Source organism: Neisseria sp. P0001.S005, assembly GCF_051963715.1.
This window is the reverse complement of sequence record NZ_JBQCTZ010000008.1, coordinates 21,390-45,315: the sequence shown is the minus strand read 5'-3', so window position 1 is coordinate 45,315 and position 23,926 is coordinate 21,390. Positions and strand designations below refer to the sequence as shown.

The window sequence follows — 23,926 nt, the reverse complement described above, 5'->3', positions numbered from 1 at the left end:
GCCAACCATGCTTTCGGTGTAGCCTGTTATGAGAACGGGATTGGTCAAAAGTTTACCCGGGTTGCCCGTCCGCAGACTAACGGTAAGGCGGAACGGGTTATCCGCACCCTGATGGAGACGTGGCATGAGAAACAGTTGTTTGACAGTCCGGAACACCGGCGAAAGGAGTTGTGCCGCTTTGTTAATTTCTATAACACTGTGAAGCCGCACCGCAGTTTGAACGGCGATACGCCGTTTGAGGTCTTGCAGAGACCTTTGCAAAAAAGTCCTTCCCCCAACAGCCGAAACCTAAACACAGGTTTTCGGCTATTTCCCTCCCCAAATCACTCCTAATTCTACCCAAATACCCCCTTAATCCTCCCCGGATACCTGATAATCAGGCATCCGGGCCGCCTTTTAGGCGGCAACAGACACACTTAGCCTGTTAGCCGCTTTCAACAGGTTCAAACACATCGCCTTCAGATGGCTTTGCGCACTCACTTTAATCAGTCCGAAATAGGCTGCCCGGGCGTAGCGGAATTTACGGTGCAGCGTCCCGAAGCTCTGTTCGACCACATAACGGGTCTTCGACAAATACCGGTTACGCGGCGATCTTTCAGATGTTGCCGGTTTTCCGTACTGTCATAGCCTTTGTCGGCATAGACGGTCGTGCCTTCGGCAATACCCTCCAACAAAGGGGACAGGTGGTTGCACTCATGGGTATTGGCGGGGGTGATGTGCAGTTTCTCGATATAGCCTTCCTCATCGGTACGGGTATGTTGTTTGTAACCGAGTTTGTAGAGACCGTTTTTCTTTGTCCAACGGGCATCGCTGTCTTTGCTCGGTGTGGTTTGGCCGCTGACTTGTCCTTCTTCATCGACTTCTATAGCCTGACGCTGTTTGCTGCCGGCAGTTTGAATAATGGTGGCGTCAATGACGGCGGCGGATGCCTTCTCTACTTTTAGGTTTTTTTCGGTCAGTTGGCGGTTAATCAGTTCCAGCAATTCGGACAGGGTGTCGTCTTGCGCCAGCCAATTGCGGTAGCGGCATAAGGTGCTGTAATCGGGGATGCTCAGTTCTTCAAAACGGCAAAACAGGTTGAAATCGATGCGGGTGATGAGGCTGTGTTCTAGTTCGGGATCGGAGAGGCTGTGCCATTGTCCGAGCAGGACGGCTTTGAACATGGACAACAGGGGATAGGCGGGACGGCCGCGGTGGTCTCTAAGGTAACGGGTTCTTTGACGATTCAGGTACTGTTCGATCGGCTGCCAATCAATCACTTGATCCAACTTCAATAGTGGGAAGCGGTCGATGTGTTTGGCGATCATGGCTTGTGCGGTTTGCTGGAAGAAGGTGCTCATGGAAAATCCCCTAAATGTCTTGGTGGGAATTTAGGGGATTTTGGGGAATTTTGCAAAGGTCTCAAATCCATGCTGGCACGCAGGATTTTTGAATTGAAAAAAGCGCGCCATCTGATTAAAGGCACATTTGTCGATGTAAACTGCGCCACTCTTCGCAGCGACGGCGCAGCATCTGCCCTGTTCGGCCACAAAAAAGGCGCCTTTACCGGCGCCGCAGAAAAACGTGAAGGCTATCTGAAAACTGCCGACGGCGGCGTATTGTTTTTAGACGAAATCGGAGAATTAGGCTTAGACGAGCAAGCCATGTTGCTCAAAGCCATTGAAGAAAAACACTTTTATCCCGTCGGCAGCGACAGCGAAGTCAAAAGCGACTTCCAACTCATCGCCGGCACCAACCGCGATCTACGCCACGAAATCCGCGCCGGACGCTTCCGCGAAGACCTGTTCGCCCGCATCAACATCTGGAATTACCCACTACCCGCACTCGCCAACCGCCGCGAAGACATCGAGCCCAACGTCGAACACCAGCTCGCCCTAGCCTCGCAAGAACTCGGCCGAACCACCCGCTTCAACAAAGAAGCCCTAGCCGCCTACCTTGACTTTGCCCACTCTAACCAAGCACCATGGCGCGGCAACTTCCGCGACCTCGCCGCCAGCATCATACGCCTGGCCACACTCGCGCCACAAGGCAGGATACAGGTAGAACAAGTCAAAGCTGAAATTGAACGCCTCAAATGGTTATGGTCGGAAGAACCCTTTTCAGACGGCCTCCTACATAAAAGGCCGTCTGAAAAAACACAAGACTACCCCGATAAAGTCGATTGGGATACATTGGATTTATTCGACAAGCTACAACTGCAACACGTTATCGACGAATGCCGCAAACATCCCAATATGGCCACCGCCGGCCGTGCATTGTTCAACGTCTCCCGAACAGAAAGGGCAAAAGTCAATGACAGCGACCGATTGAGGAAATATTTACAGCGATTCGGATTAGAATGGGGAGATATTTAAGTAGAGTAGGCAAGCTAGCTCATTTTGATAGCATTATTTTCGTTAACATAAAAATTAACGCTCACTCCAACGTTTGATCGATTCACAAATCACTTCTTCGACTTACTTCAAAAATGCCGCATGATAGGCAATATGCTCACCAATAAAACTGGCGATGAAATAATAGCTATGATCGTAGCCTTTATGGAAGCGCACATTGATCGGCTGATTTGCCGCACGACAGGTTTCAATAAAATCTTCGGTACGCAATTGTGTTGGCAAAAACTCATCTTCCAAGCCCTGATCAATGCGCATACCTTGCACTTTATAGCCTTGTTGAATGAGCGAGCCAGCATCATATTGCTGCCATTTTTCACGATCTTTTCCTAAATAAGCAGAAAAGGCTTTCTCCCCCCAAGGCACGAGACTGGGCGACAAAATGGGCGAAAAGGCAGAAACACTTTGATAACGTTCCCGGTTTCGCAATGCCAATACCAATGCACCGTGTCCGCCCATTGAATGTCCCATAATGGAACATTTACCGTTGGTAGGAAAATTTTCCTCAATCAGACGGGGCAACTCATTCAAAATATAATCATACATTTGATAATTCGTCGCCCAAGGCTGCTCGGTTGCATTAAGATAAAAGCCCGCACCTTGCCCTAAATCGTAAGCAGCATCGTTCGGCACTTGCTCTCCGCGAGGGCTGGTATCGGGAGCAACCACAATCACTTGATGTTCTGCCGCATAACGTTGAAAGCCTGATTTGGTAATGAAATTTTGTTCCGTACACGTCAAGCCGGAAAGCCAATAAATCACACCAAGCGATCGATTCTCCTGATTATCCGGCAAATAGACAGCAAATTTCATTTCGCATTGAAGCGTTTGGGCATGGTGTGCCCAAACTTGTTGCGAACCACCAAAAATTTGATGTTGTTCAATCAGTTTCATCTCGGGCCTTAGTAATGAATAACAGCGCGGATCGATTTACCTTCGTGCATCAACTCAAAGGCTTCATTGATTTGATCGAGTGTCATTGTATGGGTCACAAACGGTTCTAACTCAATGTCGCCTTTCATTGAATCTTCCACCATTTTCGGCAGTTCAGAGCGACCTTTCACACCACCAAACGCCGTACCTTTCCAAACGCGACCGGTCACCAACTGGAACGGACGAGTTGAAATTTCTTGTCCTGCACCCGCTACGCCTATGATAATGGATTGCCCCCAACCACGGTGCGCACTTTCTAATGCCTGACGCATTACATTTACATTGCCAATACATTCAAAGGTATGGTCAATGCCCCATTTATTGATGTCTAACAACACATCTTTAATCGGTTTATCGTAATCGTTCGGGTTTAAACAATCCGTTGCACCGAACTGTTTTGCCAACTCGAATTTTGCTGAATTAGTATCAATAGCGATAATGCGCCCCGCTTTGGCTTGACGCGCACCTTGCACGACAGCCAAACCAATCGCCCCCAAGCCAAACACGGCAACAGAGTCGCCTTCTTGCACTTTTGCCGTATTATGTACCGCACCAATACCTGTGGTAACGCCGCAGCCGAGTAAGCATACTTGTTCGTGGTTTGCTTCTGGGTTGATTTTTGCCAGTGAAACTTCTGCAACAACAGAGTATTCACTGAAAGTCGAACAGCCCATATAGTGATAGATCGGCTGACCTTGATAAGAAAAACGCGTTGTACCATCTGGCATTAAGCCTTTACCTTGCGTATCACGTACTGAGACACATAAGTTGGTTTTACCTGAACGACAAAACTCACATTCGCCACATTCAGCGGTATAAAGAGGAATGACGTGATCACCTGGTTTTACGCTCGACACACCTTCACCCACAGCAACGACTACACCCGCACCTTCATGTCCAAGCACCACAGGAAATACACCTTCAGGATCGCTTCCTGATAACGTAAATGCATCTGTATGGCACACGCCCGTGTGAGTGTTACGAATTAACACCTCGCCTTTTCGAGGCATTTCTACGTCGATTTCCACAATTTGTAAGGGTTGATTTGGGGCAAATGCTACCGCCGCACGAGATTTGATGGTCGAATTGGTTTGTTTATTTTCCATTATTTTTTCCTTTTAATTCATTAATTAAAGTTATCTAGCCTAAGAAAGAGAACAACAGCTTATACTTTGGAATTAACTATAAAGCAAGCATTTTTGCAATTTTCGCTCCGGCGGTAGCATGATCGACTGATGGGCCACCATACAATCGGCGGTTAAAGGCTTCCGAATGTTTCCCTAAGTCATGAAGCTGTCCCGTTTGGCAGGCAATTTCCTGCGCACCGAAGAAGAGTAGCCTGCTTGGACGATATTTGAACATACAGCCACCCAAAGGCGGCTGACGGAATAGGTCGTCATAGAGTTCGTAGTTACTAGAATTTCAGCACACAGCCGCCCGAAGGCGGCTGGCACCGCCTGCTGCGCTGATGGTCGCGCCGGTACGCCCGTTTCAACACACAGCCGCCCGAAGGCGGCTGGGACGAAGATTTCATCCGTGCCGCGTCCATGCTTGCTGAAGTTTCAACACACAGCCGCCCGAAGGCGGCTGGGTCGCTTGATGTGTGTTTATAGTCCAAAAGCCTAAGTTTCAACACACAGCCGCCCGAAGGCGGCTGGGAAAAAATTCCTGAGGGTCATACTATAAATGACATGTTTCAACACACAGCCGCCCGAAGGCGGCTGGTAGCAGCAGCAACGCCGATTACAACCGCACCAATAGTTTCAACACACAGCCGCCCGAAGGCGGCTGGCTAACAAAGTTAGCGGTGTTTTTGATTCTGTTCAAGTTTCAACACACAGCCGCCCGAAGGCGGCTGGACACTGGATCAAATCGAAACCGAATTCATTAGCAGTTTCAACACACAGCCGCCCGAAGGCGGCTGGAAAATAACGCATACGCACCCCAAGCGGTGTTTTGTGTTTCAACACACAGCCGCCCGAAGGCGGCTGGGCCATGCGCGTCAGTGCCTTGTGTCGCGTATCGTGGTTTCAACACACAGCCGCCCGAAGGCGGCTGGTTTGGTGCGCGCAGGAAAAAAATCATGGTTGGCCAAGTTTCAACACACAGCCGCCCGAAGGCGGCTGGACTGCGCGACAGGGGTTTGACGCGGCACCGACAGCGGTTTCAACACACAGCCGCCCGAAGGCGGCTGGCTGAAAAATAGATGTTGTCTTTAAATGCGCGTGGGTTTCAACACACAGCCGCCCGAAGGCGGCTGGAAATAATAGAAATAAAGATTCGGATTGGAGCAGGTTTCAACACACAGCCGCCCGAAGGCGGCTGGGACGGCATACCTGACCTAAAAATACCCCACGAAGTTTCAACACACAGCCGCCCGAAGGCGGCTGGATCCTTTGTTAGATATGTACCATTCTGAATGACGAAGTTTCAACACACAGCCGCCCGAAGGCGGCTGGCCAAACATTCATATCTTTAATGTCATGACCTTCAGGTTTCAACACACAGCCGCCCGAAGGCGGCTGGGCCCCGGAAAGGGGCTTATCATGGCAACACAATCTGTTTCAACACACAGCCGCCCGAAGGCGGCTGGATATTCCTGATGCTCAGACGGCTGATATTTCGCTGGTTTCAACACACAGCCGCCCGAAGGCGGCTGGCCTACGGGCTGGGGCTGCCAAACCTGACAGCAAACGTTTCAACACACAGCCGCCCGAAGGCGGCTGGTTTGATCGCCATGCCAATGTGCGCGCGGCGATGGTTTCAACACACAGCCGCCCGAAGGCGGCTGGATTAGAGCCAATGCCACAATCTCCATTTTGAGTAGTTTCAACACACAGCCGCCCGAAGGCGGCTGGGACGTCTGTCTTTGCTGCCGCGTAGGCGCGCAGGTTTCAACACACAGCCGCCTGAAGGCGGCTGGCTTCATGCCTTCAAATACCCATTGCTTCTTCTCGGTTTCAACACACAGCCGCCTGAAGGCGGCTGGAACTGAATGTTTGTGCTTAAGCCAAACGTTTTGTGTTTCAACACACAGCCGCCTGAAGGCGGCTGGTCGCCTCGCCGTGGATGATGGCAGGGTATCGGTTGTTTCAACACACAGCCGCCTGAAGGCGGCTGGGATTGGCGGCGTTTATTGTTCCGACCGCCGTGTTAGTTTCAACACACAGCCGCCTGAAGGCGGCTGGCAAAACGCCTTTCCGATAGGTATTGATGCGATATGTTTCAACACACAGCCGCCTGAAGGCGGCTGGACCCTCGCGCTTCGCCGCCATCATTTGCTTGGCGGTTTCAACACACAGCCGCCTGAAGGCGGCTGGCTCAAGCCATTCGGCGTGACTGCCAAGATTACAGTTTCAACACACAGCCGCCTGAAGGCGGCTGGATGATTTCGGACGGCGGTACAATCCCACTGCCCGTTTCAACACACAGCCGCCTGAAGGCGGCTGGCGCAAGTCGTCATCGTGCGCGTTGCCGAAAGTAAGTTTCAACACACAGCCGCCTGAAGGCGGCTGGCAGGCGATGTATTGGGGCAGACGCTAGACAAGCTCGTTTCAACACACAGCCGCCTGAAGGCGGCTGGGCACACTATTGGGATGCTTTACAATACACTTAGCAGGTTTCAACACACAGCCGCCTGAAGGCGGCTGGGGATTATCCTTGTGAAACTGGTTCAGTTGGTTTTGTTTCAACACACAGCCGCCTGAAGGCGGCTGGCACCGGTGCGGCAAAGTCTTGGTACTTTGAGGATGTTTCAACACACAGCCGCCTGAAGGCGGCTGGGTATCTCAATCTAAATCGACCTACATTATTTCGCTGTTTCAACACACAGCCGCCTGAAGGCGGCTGGTTTGAGTGGCATTGAGATAACCATCTTCACGGAAAGTTTCAACACACAGCCGCCTGAAGGCGGCTGGTACCCCTTTAATCTCAAACTCCATTGCTCCATCAGGTTTCAACACACAGCCGCCTGAAGGCGGCTGGCTTTTCTCTTGCATCTTCTTTTCAGTTACAGGGGGTTTCAACACACAGCCGCCTGAAGGCGGCTGGACGATTTCAGGCGGTTTTTTTATTATAACCTACATGGTTTCAACACACAGCCGCCTGAAGGCGGCTGGCATCATGAATTTGCGATAGACTGCGACTTCGACAGTTTCAACACACAGCCGCCTGAAGGCGGCTGGACGTATAAACAAGTCAGGAAGTGAGGTTCTTGATGTTTCAACACACAGCCGCCTGAAGGCGGCTGGGTTGGCGACAGTTTTTCAAACTGCTCGCTTTCCATGTTTCAACACACAGCCGCCTGAAGGCGGCTGGTTTTTTTGTCTATCTCTTTTATAACAGTGCCTTGAGTTTCAACACACAGCCGCCTGAAGGCGGCTGGATCTTTTTCAGACGACCCCAAACCCGACAAAAGAGTTTCAACACACAGCCGCCTGAAGGCGGCTGGGATTTTAAGGAATTGAAATTTTGGGTGTCAAGGGGGTTTCAACACACAGCCGCCTGAAGGCGGCTGGTTATCGTCCGTTGTCGATGTCAAGTCTGATGATGTGTTTCAACACACAGCCGCCTGAAGGCGGCTGGATACAAAAATCGTTAAAAATGGAGCAGCAACTTGTGTTTCAACACACAGCCGCCTGAAGGCGGCTGGAAAGTCCTCAAAATCTGATGTACGATGGCTATGTAGTTTCAACACACAGCCGCCTGAAGGCGGCTGGACTCAACGCCTTTAATCATTCTCCAACACCTGTAGTTTCAACACACAGCCGCCTGAAGGCGGCTGGCAGCACGCCCTGCTTGGTTTGCGGCGACTTCCTGTTTCAACACACAGCCGCCTGAAGGCGGCTGGACAAAAAGCGCAACAACAAGACCAAAATAGAAAGGTTTCAACACACAGCCGCCTGAAGGCGGCTGGCAATGTGGGCGGAAAAATAAATTAAGGAAACGATGGTTTCAACACACAGCCGCCTGAAGGCGGCTGGAGGCTCAGTCGGAATAGTCAAATCAGGAATACCATGTTTCAACACACAGCCGCCTGAAGGCGGCTGGGTTGCTTTCACAATAATCCCAAAAATAACGCATACGTTTCAACACACAGCCGCCTGAAGGCGGCTGGCTGCCGTTGTCGCATACCGTTGCAATGCCTTTCCTGTTTCAACACACAGCCGCCTGAAGGCGGCTGGAATCCGAAGACGCCGGCGCATTCCAAGAAGCCTTTGTTTCAACACACAGCCGCCTGAAGGCGGCTGGTACTCTACCGACATTAACATTTTGATTTACAGTCGTTTCAACACACAGCCGCCTGAAGGCGGCTGGATCCATATTTTATGTATGAATATTATCTAAATATGGTTTCAACACACAGCCGCCTGAAGGCGGCTGGCAGGCAAATATTATGAAGCCGCCGCCGACTACTTGGCCGTTTCAACACACAGCCGCCTGAAGGCGGCTGGATCAACTACGATGATTGCGCCAGTCGGCGCCCACTTGTTTCAACACACAGCCGCCTGAAGGCGGCTGGCTCCAACCAAGTTTTCTAGCCATCTCATGAGAAGATGTTTCAACACACAGCCGCCTGAAGGCGGCTGGCCTGTCTTTATCAGGTTGTAAGCGATGACGGCAACGTTTCAACACACAGCCGCCTGAAGGCGGCTGGCAGACCTTCAAATCCCACACGAACAAATCCCTGGTTTCAACACACAGCCGCCTGAAGGCGGCTGGTCAGTTGGCCGCAATATCTGCTTGACCGCGTAGATGTTTCAACACACAGCCGCCTGAAGGCGGCTGGGGGGTGTTTGTACTGCCGATGACTGCCTCGGGTTGTTTCAACACACAGCCGCCTGAAGGCGGCTGGGAGACGATGATTTCGGCTTGGTATCGCTGGATTAGTTTCAACACACAGCCGCCTGAAGGCGGCTGGACAGGGACTGGTGTAGGTGGTTTCGGATGTCTAGGTGTTTCAACACACAGCCGCCTGAAGGCGGCTGGAGCATGCCTTTTGTAAATTGTTTTCGGACAGGAAAGTTTCAACACACAGCCGCCTGAAGGCGGCTGGTGATTTCGGATACCGAGCCGCTGACGACGGTGCGTGTTTCAACACACAGCCGCCTGAAGGCGGCTGGAGCCAGTTTTCTGCTGATGTCGTCTGAACCGGCTGGTTTCAACACACAGCCGCCTGAAGGCGGCTGGCGGATGATTTCATCGCAATAGTGGACATTTAAGTGTTTCAACACACAGCCGCCTGAAGGCGGCTGGCGATCAGCTCGGGTTTGAGCCGCCGCGCGATGGTCGTTTCAACACACAGCCGCCTGAAGGCGGCTGGGCCGCTGATGGCGCACAAAAACGCCATGATGGCCGGTTTCAACACACAGCCGCCTGAAGGCGGCTGGTTGCTTATCAATTCGTCCAGGCATTTGAGTAATTAGTTTCAACACACAGCCGCCTGAAGGCGGCTGGATCCCGATATGAGAGGTTCTGCGACTGAGCCTATGGTTTCAACACACAGCCGCCTGAAGGCGGCTGGCCATTCCATACTCGTCCATCAAATCCAATTCGATAGTTTCAACACACAGCCGCCTGAAGGCGGCTGGGCTGCGATTGGGAAAATCCATACTTGATAGAACTTGTTTCAACACACAGCCGCCTGAAGGCGGCTGGGGATGTAGTACATACCTCATTAGCATTCCTTTTTTAGTTTCAACACACAGCCGCCTGAAGGCGGCTGGTATGAGTATGAGATTAACATCAGAAGCCATGTTGTTGTTTCAACACACAGCCGCCTGAAGGCGGCTGGTAACGCCTTGTTTTATATTGCATAAAAGTTTTAGGTTTCAACACACAGCCGCCTGAAGGCGGCTGGTCAGACTTGACTTCGACAACGGACGATAGAGATGTTTCAACACACAGCCGCCTGAAGGCGGCTGGACGGCTCGCCTGTTTCGCTGGTCAGGGCGACTTTGTTTCAACACACAGCCGCCTGAAGGCGGCTGGAGGCGAATACCTCGTTTCCGAATTTACCGCATCAGGTTTCAACACACAGCCGCCTGAAGGCGGCTGGATGCCGAGACGCTCCAAGCCCTGAATACGATGATTGTTTCAACACACAGCCGCCTGAAGGCGGCTGGAAAGACCTGACCAAATGGATCGGCGACGTTAACGAGTTTCAACACACAGCCGCCTGAAGGCGGCTGGAGACAACGCCTACCCCAATAAAAAAACCGTCAGCGTTTCAACACACAGCCGCCTGAAGGCGGCTGGCCAATCGGCTGGCTCATTGCGCTGCTGGCAAACTGGTTTCAACACACAGCCGCCTGAAGGCGGCTGGATCCCATTCCATCAATACAGTCGCAGCCAGGCATGGTTTCAACACACAGCCGCCTGAAGGCGGCTGGGAGAAAGAAATCGCTGATTGGGCAGCGAGAATCGGGTTTCAACACACAGCCGCCTGAAGGCGGCTGGGGCGAATGTGATGACTTTGTCAACCAAGTTAACAAAGTTTCAACACACAGCCGCCTGAAGGCGGCTGGCGATTCTGCGCGGCGTCGTCGAGCTTGAAACGGGGGTTTCAACACACAGCCGCCTGAAGGCGGCTGGTCCGTTAGAAATGCCTGTTTGGGCTGGATGGTTTGTTTCAACACACAGCCGCCTGAAGGCGGCTGGTCAAACGGCAACGCATTGGTTTACATTTATGAAAGTTTCAACACACAGCCGCCTGAAGGCGGCTGGAAAACGTATTAAAAGCCGCAGCCCTAAAGAAAGCGTTTCAACACACAGCCGCCTGAAGGCGGCTGGATAGGCTGATGTCGCAAAAATCGGCGTATTGAGCGGGTTTCAACACACAGCCGCCTGAAGGCGGCTGGGGAAATACCGCCTGATGAAGACTAAAAAGGATGAGTTTCAACACACAGCCGCCTGAAGGCGGCTGGGCCGCATGACCGCAAAGAATACACCGTACAAATCGTTTCAACACACAGCCGCCTGAAGGCGGCTGGGCGCCCCTCATTAAATTGCTCGCCAGTCCAAAATGTTTCAACACACAGCCGCCTGAAGGCGGCTGGGTTAATCGATTGATGTCTATGTTGTAGATTACTATTGTTTCAACACACAGCCGCCTGAAGGCGGCTGGGTCGCCCAAGCGAGTGGCAAGGTTTTCAATGTCTTTGTTTCAACACACAGCCGCCTGAAGGCGGCTGGAAAAGCTGCAAAAACTGCAAAAACTACCATATGGGTTTCAACACACAGCCGCCTGAAGGCGGCTGGGCCGCCAAGAAGCCATCCTGCGCGAATCGGGCAAGTTTCAACACACAGCCGCCTGAAGGCGGCTGGGGAAGCAGCAGGGTCATCAGCAGCAAACCCAAGTTTCAACACACAGCCGCCTGAAGGCGGCTGGTTCCGGCATCTACCACAATGTCCGCACCAATCCCGGCGGCGTTTCAACACACAGCCGCCTGAAGGCGGCTGGGGTCACATTGTCAACACAAAAACTATCGGAAAATTGTTTCAACACACAGCCGCCTGAAGGCGGCTGGAGGCGAACCCTGTGTCTGAGACTCAGTATTATCAGGTTTCAACACACAGCCGCCTGAAGGCGGCTGTTCGTCTTCATGATAATCAACATCATATAATCTAGTTTCAACACACAGCCGCCTGAAGGCGGCTGGCTGATGCGGACTATACCTTTCAACCAATACAGCCGTTTCAACACACAGCCGCCTGAAGGCGGCTGGGCCATAGATTAAACCAAAGTTGAAAGAAGTTATATGTTTCAACACACAGCCGCCTGAAGGCGGCTGGATCAGCTACGAGTTCACATGGGTGCCGCCATTAGAGTTTCAACACACAGCCGCCTGAAGGCGGCTGGCCTTTCTCAATCGCATTGACGCTCGCTTTTGTCGAGTTTCAACACACAGCCGCCTGAAGGCGGCTGGTTATTTAAAAGAAAGGATTAAAAATGAATACATTGGTTTCAACACACAGCCGCCTGAAGGCGGCTGGTAGGCGGATGTCGCAAAAATCGGCGTATTGAGCGGTTTCAACACACAGCCGCCTGAAGGCGGCTGGGGCGGCAACTTCTGAAATCATCGCGGCAATGGCGTTTCAACACACAGCCGCCTGAAGGCGGCTGCGGCGATGCCGAACGCCCCAAATTCGTACTGCATGTTTCAACACACAGCCGCCTGAAGGCGGCTGGTGCAGGGCGATATGTTCTTTATCGGCGGTGAGCGTTTCAACACACAGCCGCCTGAAGGCGGCTGAACAGCAGCCAACTCTCTGCCGGCTCGTCCAACACGTTTCAACACACAGCCGCCTGAAGGCGGCTGCTCAAACTCCCTTCCGAACAATAATCCCAAGGCCGTTTCAACACACAGCCGCCTGAAGGCGGCTGGTGAGCAAGACCGAACTAGGCGTAAGGCGCAAACTAGTTTCAACACACAGCCGCCTGAAGGCGGCTGAGCCTCTCTCAAAAGCCTTGCCCCATCAGGTTTCGCAGCCCCGATTTCGCTAAGCTCACAAGAAAAGCGCGAACGCGAGTATAACACAGCCTTTTCCGTTACACCCACATTCGCAATATCCTGATTGTTAAAGAACAATCCCCATTCGCCAACCCTGCCGCATTTTCATGAGAACCGTAGGTTGGCGATTCACACAATCAACGTATCCTTAAACACATCCACCGCCGGTTTTGCGCCGTGGTGTTCCACTTTGCGCCGCCATTTGCTGCCCAGATGGTAAAAGCGCAGGCTGTCGGTTTCGGGGTTGTAGGTTTTCAAAAGTTTGTCCTTTAAAACAACCCACTGGTCGGGCGCAATGTCGCATTCGAACACTGAATATTGCACGCGCACCCCGTAGTCCAGACACAATTTCGCCACGCGTCTCAGCCTTGCCTGTCCTTCGGCATCTTCCAGCGAAATATCGTAAGTAATCAGCATCAGCATTGTGTATTCCCATGTGCAGGCTGCTTTAGAGGTCGTCTGAAAATGTCCAACCCGTTTTCAGACGACCTGCAAACCTATCTCATCAAAAACGGCGGATATTCCGCTAAATCTCCGCGCAAGTGCCGCGCCAACAGCATGGCCTGAATATACGGCAGCAAACCGATTTCCACTTCTTCGCCTAAAAACGGATGGACAATTTTCTCTTGCTTTTTCGCCTGCAAGGCTTGGAACAGCAGCTTACGCGCATCGGCTTTTAAGCTTACCGCGCCGCTTGCCTCGGTAACGAAATCCTGTGGTTTGATTTGCCCGCGGTTAATCAGCGACAACACCAACCTGTCCGCCCACCACGCGCGGAATTCTTCCAAAATATCCTGCGCCAAACTGTCGCGCCCTGGCCGGTCGGCGTGTAGAAAACCCACTTGCGGATCCAGCCCCACGCCTTGCAGCGCGCCGCTGATGTCCTTGCCCAACAGACTGTACACGAACGACAACAGCGCATTCACCCCGTCTCTGGGCGGACGGCGGTTGCGCCCGTCAAAAGTAAAGCCGCTTTTTTCGCTCAAAAGCTGCCCGAATACGCCGAAATAACGCGCCGCCGCGTCGCCTTCAATACCGCGCACCACGTCCAGCTCCGCCGCGCCCTTCAACTGCCGCAGCGAAATGTTCAAAGCATCGACCGCACTTTGAATCGCCGCATTCTCACCGTAATTGCGAATCTGCCGCTGAAGCACCCGCTTACCCGCCTGAATCTTCGCCGCAATGATATTGCGCGCAATCGGCACAGGATTTTGCTCCGACACCCGATACTGCGCCCGACGCAACAGCACATTACCGCTCTGCCGCCCCTGAAGTCGCCCCAAGAAACGTCCGTTTTCGGTAAAAAACGCCAAATTCACATTATTTTCGCCGCAAAACCCCAACAAAAACGGCGACACCAGCACATTCCCAAAACAGAAAATATGCCCGATAGAATGCACCGGCAATTGCGCCACCTTCTTGCGCTCCTGCTCCACCACCAGCGTCTCCCGCTCCTTATGCAGATAGCTGCCTTGGGTGGTGATATAGAGCGTGTTTTGCAGTTTGCGCATGGGGAAAACTCCTTGGGGTTCAATTCTGCTTTTGTTGGGGGATTAGCTGAAAATTAGGTATCTGCATTTATTTGCTAATAATCAAAAAGGTCAATTTCATTATTAGGAATAATACTATCCAATTTATCAAATTCAGCTTGCAAGAAAATAGATGTGTTCTTCAATATATTTAACATATTCGGACTATTTACCCAGTCGTAATTCCACAAACTTATCTGACCATTATTCAATTCACATATTTTTTCTGAAAATTTAAAATAACTTAAATTATCTTTCAACATCCTTTGCAGCCAAATTTGTGCAAATCCTGAGTTAGGCATTTTGCTTAATTTTGCATGAACTAATAAAGATATGTGCTTGCTATCGTCCAATTCTGAAAGTAATTTACTAATAATTGCGCAGCACACTGGTATTACCTTCGGATTATGGTATGCAATATCTGTTGCAATACTAATAAGTTGCTCTATATTACGCACTTTTCCTTTTTTATTTCTAATTCTCTCTATCTGTTTATCGAATTTATTCAATGCGGTATTTAAACTACCAGAATTAGCATGATTAATACTATGCTGTCTAATAAGCAAAAGTTGCTTTTGTAAACTGATTCGATTATTTTGAGGAATAGCTAACCAAGCCAGTTTGTCCTTTTTTATCGATTGAGTAATAACATCTTGGCTTCCTTTTGTTTTACTTGCATTTAGCTTAAATCCAAACGGCATCATAATGCCAGACAGTATTTTTAGAATTCTTTCACCATCATTATGATTACAAACAAAAATTCGATAATAATCACGATAACGTAAGATTTGATAATTCGTTATTTTTTGCTTCTTTAAGAAAGCACCTAGAATCCTGTCAATGTAACCCAATATGATTTCAGCGATAAAATCCATTAAAACAGAACCTTGTGGAATACCGTTTGTTTGCTGGTTTTGCGCATTTTGAATGCTTTTATCAATAAAGTTACCTAACAAACCATTTTTTCTATTTTCTTTAGCGATTTTCTTGCCTTCTACCGCCCATGCAATCGAATGCGTATATATTGAACCATAACAATCTGCCACATCTGTATCAAAAACGTAGTCATACTCTAAGGAGAGCAAAATAGACTGCTGTTCTACTTGTTCCCACCAATTTGAAATTTGCTGAGCTTTGTCAGATTGTTTACTTTCTGATTGAACGGGTATGCTTAAGCATTTTATTTTTTCATTTTTACTAAATTTCTTAAATCTTGCTTGTAGCTTTTCCCAATTTTCCTGTTCGGTAATTTTATGTACCAATGCCACATATACTAAAGGATTTATAATCTGCAATGGTCTCCATGATAATTTCCCATCTTTATTGGCATATAAAAGATAATTCACATCATCTAAATTCGTCATTTTCTTTTTGTCTGAAAAATCTCCCAACGATTTCCCTGAATATTCATTAGATATTTTCTCTAATAATTCAGAGAATGAAAAATATTTAGGTAAATCAATATTGCAATAGCTTTCATGTTTCAAAAAAAATTGTCTTGCTTCATTAGCGTTCAATTCTAAAATACTTTTTCGACTCATTTATTGTTTATCCCATCATAAAAGTACTTACACATCTATTGTGTATTTTTTAATCTTCCCCAAACAACCCCTTCACATACCCCACACTCCTATCCCGTTTCCCCAACAACTCCGGCTGGCAAATCTCCACCAGCGAACAGGCTTTGCAGCGTTTGCCGTAGTCGGGCGGCGGCGTTTGTCCGCTGTTTAGGAGATCGCCCACGGCAGCGATGGTGGCGAGTGTTTGGGCACGTAGGTCGTCTGAAAACACGACGGGGACGCGGTGGCGGGTTTGCATATACCACAGCGCGCCTTCGTTAACGGTTTGCCCCTTCATTTCTTCCAAGCACAAGCCTTGGGCGCAAAGCTGGATTTCGTCCATCAGGTCGGGTTTGGGCTTGCCGCGTTTGTATTCGACGGGTTTCAGACGGCCTGTTTTTGTGTCCACTTCCACCAAATCCAACACGCCGCTGATGCCCAGTTTCTCCGCCGACACATGCACCGTCCGCTCGAAGCGCACGCCCTTGCGCGTTTCCGGCTCGCCAGAATCAACTCGCTCATGCAACGCCTTGCCCTGCGCGGTTAAATAATTCTCCGCCCACGCCTGCTCGTTGTGAATCAAGGCGCATTGACGCGGGCAGAAGGCGTAGTGTTGCAGAGCGGAAAGGGGAATCAGGCGCGTGTCCTGATTTTCCCCTTGGGTTTCGGTTAAAAGTGCGGTCATCTTTTTAAGTGTTTTTACAGCAACTCTTCCACACTCACGCCATTTAAGCCGTCTGAAACCACGCTGATTTTATAATCGCCAAAACCGCTGGCCGGGGTGCCGCTTTCGCCGCTGACACGTTCAACTTTCACGGCGTCAAACAATTTATGTGCAGGCTGGCTGCCGAGTGTGCTGTCGTGTTTGAAAACAATCAGTTTGCGCGCTGCCATTTCGCCACGGGCGGCGGAGCGGTCGTGTTCAAACATCAGCGTCAGGGCTTGCCAGAGTTTGGCTAAGTCGTCATCTGAAAAACCGGTTTTGGCGGCAAGGTTGGCGGAGATAAAGCCGTGCACGCGGTAGAGCGCGTAAGGAACGATGTATTTGCGCCCCATAGTGCGTTCTTTTTCCAAGTCTTTTTCGTTGGTTACCGCCATGCGGGTGATGGAAACTTCCAGCGGCACAATCGGGTCGATGGATTGGGCAAACGCCAGTTGTACCGGGCCGCGCACTTGTCCGCTGTTGACTTCGGTGGTCATCACGGCGCCAAAGGTACGGATATCAAAGAAGTTTTTGCACATCCACGCGGTAATGTCGCGGGCTTTGGCTTCGTCTTTGGGTAGTTTTTTGGCTTCCGACTCAATGCCAAGCGCTTCATAAGCGCGTTTGTTTTGCAGGTTTAACACGCTTTTTTCTTTGACGTAGATTTCGTAACCGGCTTCGTTTTCGCTGCTGATTTCGACAAAATTACGGATTTTGCGTTTTAAGCAGACATCGGTTACCAAACCTTTACTGGATTCGGGGTCAAGACGCGGCATATTGCCCGCATCGGGATCGCCGTTGGGGTTGCCGTTGGTTACATCAAAAAAGTAAACAAATTCATAGCGGTTTTGAATGGCAGACATTTTCTGGCTCCTTAGTTTTCAATAGTTTCAGCAGTTTCTTTTTTAGCAAAATAGCTTTGTTTTTGATGGTAATAGCCGATGGCGAAGCGGCCTTGCTCGTCAATGCTCAAATGGCGTGGAAAGGTCTCGGGCAGTTTGGCAATGATTTCGCCCAAATCTTTATCCAAATTCACCGCCATGCCGGCTTTGTCTTTACGCAAGCGCGACAAATGGTGTTTTGCACCCGACAAAAGGCGCGGAAAAACCGAAAACGGCACGGCGGAGGCAGAGCCGTAATAGCGGTCGGCAATGCCGGCGTTTAATTCGCCCAACGCCTGATATTGAATGCGCTCCAACACGGCAAACAGCCGCCCTAAAAGATAGGCGCGATTTGGGCTTTCATTGTTCAAACTCATAGGAACTCCTTCTTCGATAAAACCTTTTCTAAAACGCCGCTCTAATACGGCTTTCATCATTGCCACGCGCAGACCGTTCACGTCGCCGTCGGCGCGGATTCGGGTAATCAGTTGCGACAGCAAACTCAAGGGATACGGCGTGCCGCAAATCACGGCGCGGGTCATTTCGCCTGCCAACACAGGCGAGATGTTTTCGCTTTTGCCCAATACGGCAGTTTGCAATAAAAGTCGCCAAATAGACGGCGGCGTTTTCCATGCGCAAGGCTCAATGGCTAAATCTTGCCAATGCTGCGCCAAATTTTCCGCCAGCTGCCCAAACGTGGTGTCCAGCCAAAACCGAACAGAAATCCGCGCGGCATTAGGGGCAAGCCCTAAGATATAAAAACGGGTATTGGCAGAGAGTTCGGGCGCAATTTCTTGTAGCGGACGACCCTTGCCGATTTGTTCCAACACGTTAAAAATTTTGGCACTTTCTTGTTCGTCATCCGGCGGCGTGAACACGTGCGCGAAGAAGCCTTCGGCAGCCTGCGCGGTCGCGTTATCATCCGCTTCCGCCCAAAAGACCGTACTGGCATCGCCGATGGTCAAACAGTGATTATTTTCGCGGCGCAAGAGATAGTTTAGCGCGGTGGTGTAGGCAAAGGCGGATTGTTCGGAAACCGGCGCATTTGCGCCTTGCTCCTTGCCAAACGAAGCAAAAGCTTCTTTGTTAAACGAGATAATCGAACCGCCGGAGCTTTGCCCGCCAAATACGCCTTTAATCGCCGGATGTAGCCGTGCAATCGGAGCGGTGTCGCCGCTAATCAGGCACAAGCCCTCAAGCGCTTCGTCGCTTTTCAGGCAGCCTGCCCACAAGCTTTGCGCGGCTGCGCGTTTATGGATAAGTGCGGTCGGTTTTTCAAGAGAAAATGCGATGTTGACATCGAGCATTTCGGCAGGCAGATTTTCGACAGCAAAATGTGCAGGCTGCCAGTTTTGCAGAAAACGGCACAAGGCTTGCAAGCCTTCATCGTCGCTGTTTTGCAGTAAATCAAGATGGTATTGCTTGAAGGCGTCAAAGGTTTTTTCAGACGACGTAAACGGTTTTTCTTTGGCTTCAGCTTTGTTTTTATTGGCTTCCACGCCAAGCGCGTATGCGGTTTTATCCCACAAAAAATTTGGCTTGATGCCCGACGTGCGTTTTTCAGGGCGCGGCACGCTCATCAGCTTCGGCTGCGGCTTTTTATCGGCAGTCAGATTCGGCACAACGGTTTTCAGACGGCCTTCTTTATCCAACACCAAAATCCAGCCGATTTTTTCCTCGCTAAAGCCATAAGGCGGCACTTTCGGGTTGCCCATTTCATCGGTTTCTGCTGCCAAACGGCGGTAATAGTGGGCAAGGGACGCAAGAATCATGCTTTCACCTCCTCGGCGTAAAACGGCGGCACATCAATCACGCCGTCTTTTATTTGTGCGCGGAAAAAATGCGGCGTGTTGCCGTGGTCAAAATCAATATCGTGCAGCATCCAGCCTAAATCGCGGTTTGCCTCGCTTTCCGATAACGCCGACGGCGGTAGCGGATCACCCTCATCAATCAAAGTAAAATCGGCAGGGAATTCACGCACGCCCAAACAAGGCTGCTGAAAGCATTGCCCCTTTTTCGCACGGCGTTTGAACATCTCGATATGCTTGGTAACGGTTTCATCCGCCCCCGCTTTTGCCGTCAGCACCGCATGGGCTTCAATCACATACGCCACATCTTTAAGCACCGTCGCCGCGCGCTGCTGGCGGTCGTCTTCAATCAGCGTATATAAATCGGCAACGCTCTTACGCTTCATCGCGCCGCTGACCTTGCCCGCCGAAATCTTGCCGCCCAACTCATTGCGCCGCACCGACTCAAACCGAATCGGTTTCAACACATAAATCCGGTCAATCACCCACCGAATCGCCGGCTTCCAATGCACCGCTGCCAAAATCCCGCGCGCCGCCGACGGCGTGATGACATCATAAGACACCCGCTCCACCTTCATCTCCGGACGGGTAAAACAGGCATAATCGCCCCAAATGTGTAGGCGGATTTGGTTCATTTGGTTCTCCTTTTGGTTGTACACACGCCCCTTCGCAAGGAAGGGGCGGATTAGCTGACTAATCTAACTACTTTAGTTTCAATCCACGCACGGTTAAGTGCGAAAAGTTTTCAGATAACCTAAAAAACAACGGAAAAACTGACCGCACTTTTCTGTTATCAATTAAACATCGTCCTCATCTAATGAGTCATCATTTTTTCTTGACGCGTTTTTATTTTTTACCTGAGCAACCTTAGTTAATTCCTGTTCCTTGCTTATGACATTTCCAGCTAGTTCTTTCACTTTATCTGGAAAACTTGGAATTTTAGACATGGCTTGTTTAACAATACTTGATGAGGCTAATTCATGCCAAGGGCTCCCATGACTTTCAGCTTCAACCAAGCGTAAAGGTAATTCATCTAATCGAGTTAAAGCAGAACTAAGCAATTTAGCTTCCATTTCTTTATCAAATCGTGCAGTTTCTCTACGGAAACCTTCATAAGCGCGAGAAACAGAGGCTTTAAAGGCATAATCTTCCGATAATTTAAACCGTTGCCCAATTTGTTTGGTTGCCAGCCAAGAGAACCATACTGGTGCACCAATTGACAAAATTGCCATAATGAAATTGATAGACATACTTAAACTAGAAATATCCTTCTGTGCCATTAACTCTAGTAACTTTTGTAATTGAGCTGAACCAAAGTAACCGCCTGCACTAAGCGATAAAACCAACCCAACAACCCATATCCACATGGACTTAGATAAGTTATCAGAACGCTCAGAAAAAGCCGCTGCTAATCCTACACTTGTAGCTGCGGAATAGGCACTTTCACATTGTTTTAATACTTTTTGAGCCTCTTCAGAAACACCATTCAATTCTTCTTGAAGTTCCTCTATTTTTGTTTTTGTATTTGAAACTGCCGTTTTATCTGCAGTAGATTCAGTTACTAATTGACCTATAGTCTTCCTGGCTTCCCTTAACGATTCCAAATCTGTAGGTAATTGCTCTGCTGTCTCATGTGCCTGTTCTATACTGGAAACCATATCCTTTAATGGAGATGTTCTAGGCTCAAGATCATTTAATGTTGCCTCTAAACTCCTAACTCTTTTTCTTTGGTTCTTTAACTGAATAGCTAACTCTTTACTATCGTCTTTAATCAAAAAAGGTTCTAGGGCTGTCTTTAAAGCATTAATTGTAATGATGTAAGCTGGAACAGCTTCATTCGCATTTCTCCAAATTTCAGGTACAGTATGAGATTTTAAAAACTCTAGTGCTTGTAAATAACGTGATAAGGTTCCATCTTTATCATCAACTTCATCATTACCTTTATCCTCAATGAGAGAAATTAAACTCTTCGTTTCTGTAATTAGCTCAGCTTTTGTTATTCCAGGAAAAGCCCAATGACCTCTAGCGTAATTTAAAGCCTCATCACTAGAGATAGAAGATTCCAATTGATTAATAATGTCATTTAATTTACTTTTAATATCCAACAAAATTGGACTCATAATGTTTTCCTTAAGTTTATAAATAATATTGTGGAATATATTACTCTCGCATTTTATAAAAATCAACTTCTAAAGAATTTAAATTAAATAACCAACCTCAAAACACTAAACTCTCCCCCTTCAAAAACGCCGTATCCTCCCAACTCAAACCCGCCACGTCATCATACAAATCCAGTCCAATCAGCCTATAAAACTGTTTGCCAAAGTTTTTCTCGTTAATCGGTTCAATACGCCCTGCTTTATACAAAGCGGCGAGGGGTTTTTTGGGGATTTGGACGGTGTAGGGTTGTAGTTTGCGTAAGAGTCCGCCGATGTGGTCGGCGTGGTGCAGGCTGCTAATGAGGTTTTCGGCCTCACCATCGAACGGAATAATCAGCGGCTGCATGTGGCTTTCTATCATGCGGAATTTGTCGGCGATGGTTTGGAATGGGAAATCGAGGCTTTGCCCTGTATCGTTATGCATTTTCAGAATTTTTTTATTGTCCAGTTCGCTGCCTTTTAATTGATAAAGCTCGGCGAAGTAGGCGGCAACGGCTTGGGTGGATAAGAGGTCGTCTGAAAAGCTGTCGGCAGTCAGGCGCATAACGGCGGCTTGGGTGGCAAGTTCGGGCGGGGCTTTCCATTGTTCTTCGGGCGCGAATATCCAGACAAAGCTGTTTTCAGACGGCCTTTTGCCTTCACGGTTGCAACGTCCGGCGGCTTGTCCAACGCTGTCTAAACCTGCTTCGGCGCGCATCACCAGCGGAAAATCGACATCAACGCCAGCTTCGATTAAGGAGGTGGCGATGACGCGGCAGGGTTCGCCGTTTTTCAGACGGCCTCGGATTTCATCGAGCTTTTGGCTGCGGTGTTTGGCACACATTAAGGTGGTCAGGTGGAATGTGCCATCAAGGTGTTTGGCTTGGTCGTAGAGGCTACGGGCATGGCGGCGGTTATTGACGATAACGAGCATTTGCGGGTGTTCGGCAAGTTTGGCGAGCAAGTCGGCGTCGGTTTGTGTACCGATATGCTGCACGGTGGTGCGGCGCAGTTTGTCGAAAAGTGCGGTCGGTTTCGGGGCGATTTCGCGCACGTTTTCAAAGCCGCGATAGAAGCCGTTTTCGGCTTGCACGGCTGGCTGGGTGGCGGTGCACATGACAACAGAGCAATGATAGTTTTGCGCCAATTCTTTGATGGCTTGCATGATGGGCAGCAACAGATTGAGCGGCAGCATTTGCGCTTCGTCGAGGATGATGACGGAACCTGCGATGTTGTGCAGTTTGCGGCAGCGCGAGGAGCGGTCGGCAAAGAGGGATTCGAAGAATTGCACGGCGGTGGTCACGACAATCGGCGCGTCCCAGTTTTCCGAGGAAAGGCGCAATTTGTCTTTGGTAGCCTCATTTTGCAGTTTGCCGTCGTTGAAGGTGCTGTGGTGTTCCAACACGGCTTGTTCGCCCAATTCGCCAAAGGCTTTGCGGAATTCGGCGGCATTTTGTTCGATGATGCTGGTGAACGGGATGACGTAAATTACGCGCCGCATATCGTGCTGTTTGGCGTGTTCCAGCGCGAACGCCATGGAAGTGAAAGTTTTGCCGCCGCCGGTCGGCACGGTAAGCGTGAACAGCCCTTGCGGTTGTGCCGCTTGTTCTACGGCATGATCGAGAATTTCACTGCGCAAGCGGTTTAAGGCGGCATTGCGTTTTTCAGCTTCAGTTTTCTCTGGAGCTTGGGCGATACGTCGTCTGAAATCGTTGATAAATTGATTGAAATTGTGTTGTAGGGCGTTTAGATCGGGATAACCGCCGCGCTCGCTGGCTTTGTTTTCTAGGCTTGAATAAAAGGCTTCAGTATCAAGATAATCGGCATCCACCAAGCAAGAATAGAGCATTCGGGTAAAGAAGGCGTAGGAGAAAAAAGGATGATGCGCGTCGGCTTTGAGTGGCGGTGCTAACAGGTTTTGAGGGAGTTTGATTTCTTGTTGCCACAGGTTATCGAGGGCGGGAATATCTGCGCCGAATTGCAATGCTAAACGCTGCTTTAACGTACGGCGGTTATCACCTTCGCCATTGCCATTTGCAAGCCCCGCATGATGCCCCGCAATGCAAAACGCCATCAGCTTGCCGATAACATCCCCCCAACGCTTGACAGCAATTTTTGCTCCGGCGGTAGCGTGATCGACTGGAGGGCCGCCATGCAATCGGTGATTAAAGGCTTCTGAATATTTCCCCAAATCATGCAATTTCCCCGTCTGGCAGGCAATCTCCTGCGTACCAAATACCCGAGCAAACTCCGCCGCCATTTCACCAACATTTACCGAATGGCTTTGCAAGGTTTGCCAATGTTCGTAAGGTAAGAGATTGCCGAGTTTGTCTTGCGCGGAATGGGCGTAGTAAATTAGGGATTTCATATTGAAATTCTAAAAAATTCAGACTGATATCATGCAATGATAATATGATATTAAATTTAATATGTAAATAGAAAAAATGCCGTCTGAAACTTTTTCAGACGGCAT

The 23,926-nt window shown here is 49.7% G+C and carries 14 protein-coding genes, 1 pseudogene and 1 CRISPR repeat array; of the genes and pseudogenes, 2 read left to right on the top strand and 13 right to left on the bottom strand.

Going from position 1 to position 23,926, the window contains the following annotated elements:
* On the top strand, positions 1 to 333 hold a 333-nt coding region (locus ACTHSP_RS02535; RefSeq protein ID WP_440345579.1), incomplete at its 5' end, for an integrase core domain-containing protein.
* 152 nt (positions 334 to 485) lie between these two features.
* Here the strand turns inward: ACTHSP_RS02535 and ACTHSP_RS02530 are convergent.
* Positions 486 to 1,307 (bottom strand): IS5 family transposase, encoded by an 822-nt coding sequence (locus tag ACTHSP_RS02530; RefSeq protein ID WP_440345580.1) that lies wholly within the window; start codon positions 1,305 to 1,307, stop codon positions 486 to 488.
* 96 nt (positions 1,308 to 1,403) lie between these two features.
* Here ACTHSP_RS02530 and ACTHSP_RS02525 point away from each other — a divergent pair.
* A pseudogene (locus ACTHSP_RS02525) lies at positions 1,404 to 2,354 on the top strand (sigma 54-interacting transcriptional regulator); the annotation flags it as partial.
* Between the two features lie 102 nt (positions 2,355 to 2,456).
* Here ACTHSP_RS02525 and fghA read toward each other — a convergent pair.
* From fghA to cas3, 12 genes are all read right to left on the bottom strand, one after another.
* Positions 2,457 to 3,284 (bottom strand): S-formylglutathione hydrolase, encoded by an 828-nt coding sequence (fghA, locus tag ACTHSP_RS02520; protein WP_049351734.1) that lies wholly within the window; start codon positions 3,282 to 3,284, stop codon positions 2,457 to 2,459.
* An 8-nt stretch (positions 3,285 to 3,292) separates the two neighbouring features.
* On the bottom strand, positions 3,293 to 4,429 hold the full coding sequence (locus ACTHSP_RS02515; protein WP_049351737.1) for an S-(hydroxymethyl)glutathione dehydrogenase/class III alcohol dehydrogenase: 1,137 nt from the start codon (positions 4,427 to 4,429) through the stop codon (positions 3,293 to 3,295).
* A gap of 76 nt (positions 4,430 to 4,505) precedes the next feature.
* Positions 4,506 to 4,685, bottom strand: a complete 180-nt coding sequence (locus ACTHSP_RS02510) for a hypothetical protein (protein WP_003685447.1) — start codon at positions 4,683 to 4,685, stop codon at positions 4,506 to 4,508.
* 57 nt (positions 4,686 to 4,742) lie between these two features.
* Positions 4,743 to 12,776: direct repeats of the CRISPR family, unit length 32 nt; unit sequence GTTTCAACACACAGCCGCCTGAAGGCGGCTGG.
* Between the two features lie 188 nt (positions 12,777 to 12,964).
* Positions 12,965 to 13,258: a CRISPR-associated endonuclease Cas2 gene (gene cas2 / locus ACTHSP_RS02505; protein WP_003685729.1), complete on the bottom strand. Its 294-nt coding sequence runs from the start codon at positions 13,256 to 13,258 to the stop codon at positions 12,965 to 12,967.
* Positions 13,259 to 13,332: 74 nt separating this feature from the next.
* Positions 13,333 to 14,346, bottom strand: coding sequence for a type I-C CRISPR-associated endonuclease Cas1c (gene cas1c, locus ACTHSP_RS02500; protein ID WP_440345578.1), 1,014 nt, complete (start codon positions 14,344 to 14,346; stop codon positions 13,333 to 13,335).
* A 74-nt stretch (positions 14,347 to 14,420) separates the two neighbouring features.
* Positions 14,421 to 15,905 (bottom strand): RNA-directed DNA polymerase, encoded by a 1,485-nt coding sequence (locus tag ACTHSP_RS02495; protein WP_440345577.1) that lies wholly within the window; start codon positions 15,903 to 15,905, stop codon positions 14,421 to 14,423.
* Positions 15,906 to 15,954: 49 nt separating this feature from the next.
* Complete coding sequence (gene cas4 / locus ACTHSP_RS02490) at positions 15,955 to 16,608, bottom strand: CRISPR-associated protein Cas4 (protein WP_440345576.1); 654 nt, start codon at positions 16,606 to 16,608, stop codon at positions 15,955 to 15,957.
* Between the two features lie 14 nt (positions 16,609 to 16,622).
* Positions 16,623 to 17,489, bottom strand: a complete 867-nt coding sequence (gene cas7c / locus ACTHSP_RS02485; protein WP_440345575.1) for a type I-C CRISPR-associated protein Cas7/Csd2 — start codon at positions 17,487 to 17,489, stop codon at positions 16,623 to 16,625.
* A gap of 11 nt (positions 17,490 to 17,500) precedes the next feature.
* Entirely contained in the window at positions 17,501 to 19,279 is a 1,779-nt protein-coding gene (gene cas8c / locus ACTHSP_RS02480) for a type I-C CRISPR-associated protein Cas8c/Csd1 (RefSeq protein WP_440345574.1), read from the bottom strand.
* Complete coding sequence (gene cas5c, locus ACTHSP_RS02475; RefSeq protein ID WP_440345573.1) at positions 19,276 to 19,950, bottom strand: type I-C CRISPR-associated protein Cas5c; 675 nt, start codon at positions 19,948 to 19,950, stop codon at positions 19,276 to 19,278. The genes cas8c and cas5c overlap by 4 nt, the downstream gene beginning before the upstream one ends.
* 162 nt (positions 19,951 to 20,112) lie before the next feature.
* Positions 20,113 to 21,435, bottom strand: a complete 1,323-nt coding sequence (locus ACTHSP_RS02470) for a hypothetical protein (RefSeq protein WP_440345572.1) — start codon at positions 21,433 to 21,435, stop codon at positions 20,113 to 20,115.
* Positions 21,436 to 21,532: 97 nt separating this feature from the next.
* Complete coding sequence (gene cas3, locus ACTHSP_RS02465; RefSeq protein ID WP_440345571.1) at positions 21,533 to 23,821, bottom strand: CRISPR-associated helicase Cas3'; 2,289 nt, start codon at positions 23,819 to 23,821, stop codon at positions 21,533 to 21,535.
* Between the last annotated feature and the right edge of the window lie 105 nt (positions 23,822 to 23,926).

Bases quoted from the DNA above. Each gene is read 5' to 3' on its own strand.
- cas4 (WP_440345576.1), bottom strand. From the start codon at position 16,608: ATGACCGCACTTTTAACCGAAACCCAAGGGGAAAATCAGGACACGCGC.
- cas8c (WP_440345574.1), bottom strand. From the start codon at position 19,279: ATGATTCTTGCGTCCCTTGCCCACTATTACCGCCGTTTGGCAGCAGAA.
- fghA (WP_049351734.1), bottom strand. From the start codon at position 3,284: ATGAAACTGATTGAACAACATCAAATTTTTGGTGGTTCGCAACAAGTT.
- cas3 (WP_440345571.1), bottom strand. From the start codon at position 23,821: ATGAAATCCCTAATTTACTACGCCCATTCCGCGCAAGACAAACTCGGC.
- cas5c (WP_440345573.1), bottom strand. From the start codon at position 19,950: ATGAACCAAATCCGCCTACACATTTGGGGCGATTATGCCTGTTTTACC.
- ACTHSP_RS02515 (WP_049351737.1), bottom strand. From the start codon at position 4,429: ATGGAAAATAAACAAACCAATTCGACCATCAAATCTCGTGCGGCGGTA.
- ACTHSP_RS02495 (WP_440345577.1), bottom strand. From the start codon at position 15,905: ATGAGTCGAAAAAGTATTTTAGAATTGAACGCTAATGAAGCAAGACAA.
- cas2 (WP_003685729.1), bottom strand. From the start codon at position 13,258: ATGCTGATGCTGATTACTTACGATATTTCGCTGGAAGATGCCGAAGGA.
- cas7c (WP_440345575.1), bottom strand. From the start codon at position 17,489: ATGTCTGCCATTCAAAACCGCTATGAATTTGTTTACTTTTTTGATGTA.
- ACTHSP_RS02470 (WP_440345572.1), bottom strand. From the start codon at position 21,435: ATGAGTCCAATTTTGTTGGATATTAAAAGTAAATTAAATGACATTATT.
- cas1c (WP_440345578.1), bottom strand. From the start codon at position 14,346: ATGCGCAAACTGCAAAACACGCTCTATATCACCACCCAAGGCAGCTAT.
- ACTHSP_RS02510 (WP_003685447.1), bottom strand. From the start codon at position 4,685: ATGTTCAAATATCGTCCAAGCAGGCTACTCTTCTTCGGTGCGCAGGAA.
- ACTHSP_RS02530 (WP_440345580.1), bottom strand. From the start codon at position 1,307: ATGATCGCCAAACACATCGACCGCTTCCCACTATTGAAGTTGGATCAA.